At 64.2% G+C, this 4,122-nt stretch carries 4 protein-coding genes and 1 pseudogene; 2 read left to right on the forward strand and 3 right to left on the reverse strand.

Features of this window, described 5'->3' with window-relative positions:
• Window positions 1-1,032, reverse strand: a 1,032-nt coding sequence (locus EN738_RS31750) for an extracellular solute-binding protein (protein WP_145966991.1), incomplete at its 3' end; no start/stop codon positions are given.
• Between the two features lie 282 nt (window positions 1,033-1,314).
• Here EN738_RS31750 and EN738_RS31755 point away from each other — a divergent pair.
• Complete coding sequence (locus EN738_RS31755; protein WP_126054534.1) at window positions 1,315-1,941, forward strand: invasion associated locus B family protein; 627 nt, start codon at window positions 1,315-1,317, stop codon at window positions 1,939-1,941.
• A gap of 69 nt (window positions 1,942-2,010) precedes the next feature.
• On the opposite strand, the gene hspQ is transcribed toward EN738_RS31755, so the two are convergent.
• Window positions 2,011-2,334 carry a heat shock protein HspQ gene (gene hspQ, locus EN738_RS31760; protein WP_128346819.1) on the reverse strand — a complete coding sequence of 108 codons (324 nt, stop codon included), beginning with the start codon at window positions 2,332-2,334 and terminating at the stop codon, window positions 2,011-2,013.
• Window positions 2,335-2,556: 222 nt separating this feature from the next.
• Entirely contained in the window at window positions 2,557-3,768 is a 1,212-nt protein-coding gene (locus EN738_RS31765) for a UbiH/UbiF family hydroxylase (RefSeq protein WP_127287040.1), read from the reverse strand.
• Between the two features lie 19 nt (window positions 3,769-3,787).
• Here EN738_RS31765 and EN738_RS31770 point away from each other — a divergent pair.
• Window positions 3,788-4,122: pseudogene (locus tag EN738_RS31770) on the forward strand (hypothetical protein); the annotation flags it as partial.

The raw sequence follows: 4,122 nt of genomic DNA on the forward strand, positions 1-4,122 counted from the left end.
GTAGAGCATGCCCAGCGCGCGCCGGACGGCCGGATTGGAGAACTTCGGCAGCCTGGTGTTGAACAGGAACCCGGTCACGACGGGCGGAATGCCGGTGTCGAAGGTCTCGGCGACCACGTCGCCCTTGCGGAAGGCAGGAAAGTCGAGATCGCGTTCGCGCTTGACCGGGTCGGTCTCGTCGTCGATGGCGCAGATGCCTTTCTTGAACGCCTCGGTCTTGGCGTTGGCATTTAGGAAGTACTCGATGGTGATCTGGTCGAAATTGTCGAAGCCGCGCTTCGAAGGGACATCCTTGGCCCAATAGTCGGGATTGCGCTTGAACACGATGCGCTGGCCGGGCACCACCTGCGCCACCGTGTAGGGGCCGCTGCCGGTCACAGGCTTCAGCGTCGTCTTGTCGAAGCTGTCCTTGTCGAAGGCATGCTTCGGGATGATCGGCGTCAGCGCGACGATCAGCGGAAACTCGCGGTCGGCCTTGTCGTTGAAGGTGAAGCGCACGCTGCGGTCGCCGGTCTTTTCCAGCTTGGCGATCTTGGCCATGCGGTCGCTGTAGGGCGGGCGGCCCTTGTCGGTGAACACGTCGTAGGTGAACAGCACGTCCTCCGGCGTCACCGGCTGGCCGTCCGACCATTTTGCGTTGGGATTGAGATGGAACTCGATCGACTTGCGCTCGGGATCCATGTCGGCGCTGTCGGCGAGCAGGCCATAGAGGCTGAAGGGCTCGTCATAGTTGCGCTGCATCAGCGGCTCGAAGACCAGATTGCCGTAGATCGTATCCATCATGCCGCGTGCCGTGGTGCGCAGGCTTTTCAGGATGAACGGGTTGAGATTGTCGAAGCTGCCGACGACGCAATAGGTGATGCTGCCGCCTTTCGGCGCATCGGGATTGACGTAGTCGAAATGCGTATAGTCCGCCGGCAGCGCCGGCTCGCCCTGCATGGCGATGGCATGCTTCGGCTCCGACAGCGCCGGTCCAGTAGCAAGGGTCAGAAACGAGGTCGCGGCGATCAGCCAAACGAGAACGCGGCCCATGACCGTCTCCTTGCCAGGCGGCTTGATGATTCGGAATGCACCCTAGAGCATTTCGTGCTCCGATTGAATCGTTGCGGCACGGGGACGGAGCTGCAGGAGCTCGGCGACCGCGGGCGGCCGGCGGAGCTGCGCCAAGAATTGCGGCCGACGGGCTGGATTCGCCATCGCTGGCAGTGTAACAGGCGCTCCGAAGTCATGCTGTTGCCTCATTTCGGCAACAGGTAGCAGGACCACACGGCACGAAGAAGCCGGTCCCGGGATCATTGAGAGGAAGTACACCATATGACGAGCCTGAACAGCAACGCGTACCGCCTTTCGGTCCTGGCCGCAGGCGTGATCGGCTTTCTGGGCGCAGAACTTCCGGCTGCCTCCGCGCAGCAGCAGCAGATTCCGCAGGGCTGGTTCAAGGCCTGCACCAAGCAGGAAGATGTCGACATCTGCAATGTCCAGAACATCGTCACCGCCGGCAACGGCCAGCTCGTCACCGGCATCAGCCTGATCGAGCTGAAGGGCAAGGTGAACCGCAAGGTGTTCCAGGTCACGGTCCCGACCGGCCGTCTGGTCCCTCCCGGCATCGGCCTGCAGATCGACACCGGCAAGGCGCAGAAGCTCGACTATGTGATCTGCTTCCCCGACCGCTGCGTGGCCGAAGTGCCGCTGACCGACCAGCTCGTCGCCTCGTTCAAGAAGGGCCAGGCGATCACGCTGACCTCGGTCAATTTCCAGAACCAGCCGAACCCGATCAAGGTCGCGCTGACCGGCTTCAGCGGCGCCTATGACGGTCCGCCGCTGCAGCAGTCGGACATCGAGGACCGGCAGAAGAAGCTGAAGGACTTCGTGGCCAAGAACAACCAGGACTTCGCCAAGAAGCTCAAGGAAGAGCAGGACAAGGCGAAGACCGCCAACTGATCGCCCGGGACTCCCTGCGGGAGTCTTCCGGCTTCGAAAAAAGCGGGGCATGCCCCGCTTTTTTGCGTCTCAATGCCGGGACTGTCGTTTCGGCTCGTAGCGACCGTCCGGCCGCTTGTCGAACATCTCGCCGATCTGCGGATGCCGCACCGGCTCGCCCGACTTGTCCTCGAGCAGGTTCTGCTCGGAGACATAGGCGATGTATTCCGTTTCGGAGTTCTCTGCGAGAAGGTGATAGAAGGGCTGGTCCTTGCGCGGCCGCACGTCGGCCGGTATCGCCTCGTACCATTCCTCGGTGTTGGCGAATTGCGGGTCGACGTCGAAGATGACCCCGCGGAACGGAAACAGCCGGTGGCGAACCACTTGTCCGATCGAGAATTTGGCCGTTTTCATCGCACTCACCACTCAGGTTCCAAGGCGCCGTCGGTGACCGCGCAAAGGCGCCTAAGATCTTGAATTTACGCGCTGCGCCGCCAAAAATCGACCCCGACTTTCGGTTGGTGCCTATTTGGCGCAGACGCCGCGCCAATTCAATGCCAAAGCACCGCTCCTATACCAAGCAACGAGCTGGCGGAGCCGAGGGTTTCCGGCCTGCGGCGGAAATGTCCGGCGAACCTACCGCCGGGACTGCTTGCGCAACCCGCCGGCAAGCGCCTGGAAGCCGCTGCCGGGCCTCAGCCCTTCGCGCATGAAAAAGGCGCGCAGCGGCGCGAAGCTGCCGAGCACGCCAAGGCCGGCGCCGCGCGCCAGCTGCGCCGGCAGCATGTCGGAGAGCAGGGACCTGTTCAGCAGATTAACCGCGCTGCTGCGCGCCAGAATGTCGGGCCGTCGCCTGGTATCGTAGGTCGCGAGGCACTTCTCCGATCCCGGATCAGAGCTATTTTCGCTGGCGATTCCAATCAGGTCGTCGATATCCCTGATGCCGAGATTGAGACCTTGTGCGCCGATCGGCGGGAAGACGTGCGCGGCCTCGCCGACCAGCGCCACACGGTTTTGCGCAAAACGCCCTGGCGAGGCGGCCGACAGCGGATAGACCTGCCTGCCGGGTTCGACGGTGACGCGCCCCAGCATCGACTGCATCTGCTCTTCGACGCGCTGCGAGAGCGTCGCGTCGTCGAGCGCCGCCAGCTCCGTCGCCGTCTCCGGCTTCACCACCCAGACAAGGCTGGAACGGTTGCCGGGCAGGGGAACCTGCGTGAACGGGCCGGTCTCGGTGTGGAACTCGGTCGAGGTGAAGGCGTGGTCGCTGCGGTGGCTGAAATTGAGAACCAGCGCCGCCTGTGGATAGGAGCGCACCGATGCGGCGATGCCAGCCGCCTCGCGCGCCGGCGACATGCGCCCGTCGGCGGCGACCGCCAGCGAGGCGGAGACCTCGCCGCCATCGGCAAGCACGGCATGGGCATGGGTGGTGTCCAGGCGCCAGCTCTCGACCATCGATTTCCGCCATTCGATGCCCGTATGCGCGGCAACCGCCCTGGCAAGGGCTGGAACAAGCACGTTGTTGGGCAGGTTCAAGCCGAACTGCTCTTCGCCGATTTCGCTGGCGCGGAAGGTGACCGTCGGGCTGCGGACCAGCCGCCTCGTCGCGTCGACGATGCGCATCACCTTCAGCGGCGCGGCCTTTGGCCTGAGTTCGGCGAGAACGCCCAGCCGCTCGAGGACTTTCAAGGCAGGGTTCATAAGTGCCGTGGTGCGGCCATCCTGGCCATTGGCTTCCGGGCCTGCCAGCGTCACCGCAAAGCCGGCCTCGGCAAAGCCGAGCGCCGCGATCAGCCCGGCCGGACCGCTGCCGGCAACCAATATCCGCGCTGTCTTGTGATGACCCAAATCCGGTATCCAGATCGCAATGCAGGCCCAACTGGCCGCCAACGTCGGTATAGGCCCGATCGCACGGCTTGATCAACGCGGCGATTCGGCTCATTTCGGGTCCATGACCGGCCAGGACCATGATTTCAGCCATCTCGACCGGGCCGGCCGCGCCACGGCGAGCGTCGCGCGCAATCCCCGGCTGGCGGTGACGCTGGCAGTGGGGGCGGCGATCATGCTGGCCTGGCTCACGCTTGGGGCCATGGCGATCCGCGGCGCCGAAAGCCGGATAGCGGGCGCCTCGGCCCCCGGCGATTTCATGCTGAACAACCTGCCGCCGCTGCCGCTGCCGGATTTTCTGGACCAGTTTTTCGC

The sequence above is a fragment of the Mesorhizobium sp. M4B.F.Ca.ET.017.02.2.1 genome (genome assembly GCF_003998955.1).
Taxonomy (GTDB): domain Bacteria; phylum Pseudomonadota; class Alphaproteobacteria; order Rhizobiales; family Rhizobiaceae; genus Mesorhizobium; species Mesorhizobium abyssinicae.

Coding starts and splice junctions, on each gene's coding strand:
- hspQ (WP_128346819.1), bottom strand. CDS start 2,334: ATGAAAACGGCCAAATTCTCGATCGGACAAGTGGTTCGCCACCGGCTG.
- EN738_RS31755 (WP_126054534.1), top strand. CDS start 1,315: ATGACGAGCCTGAACAGCAACGCGTACCGCCTTTCGGTCCTGGCCGCA.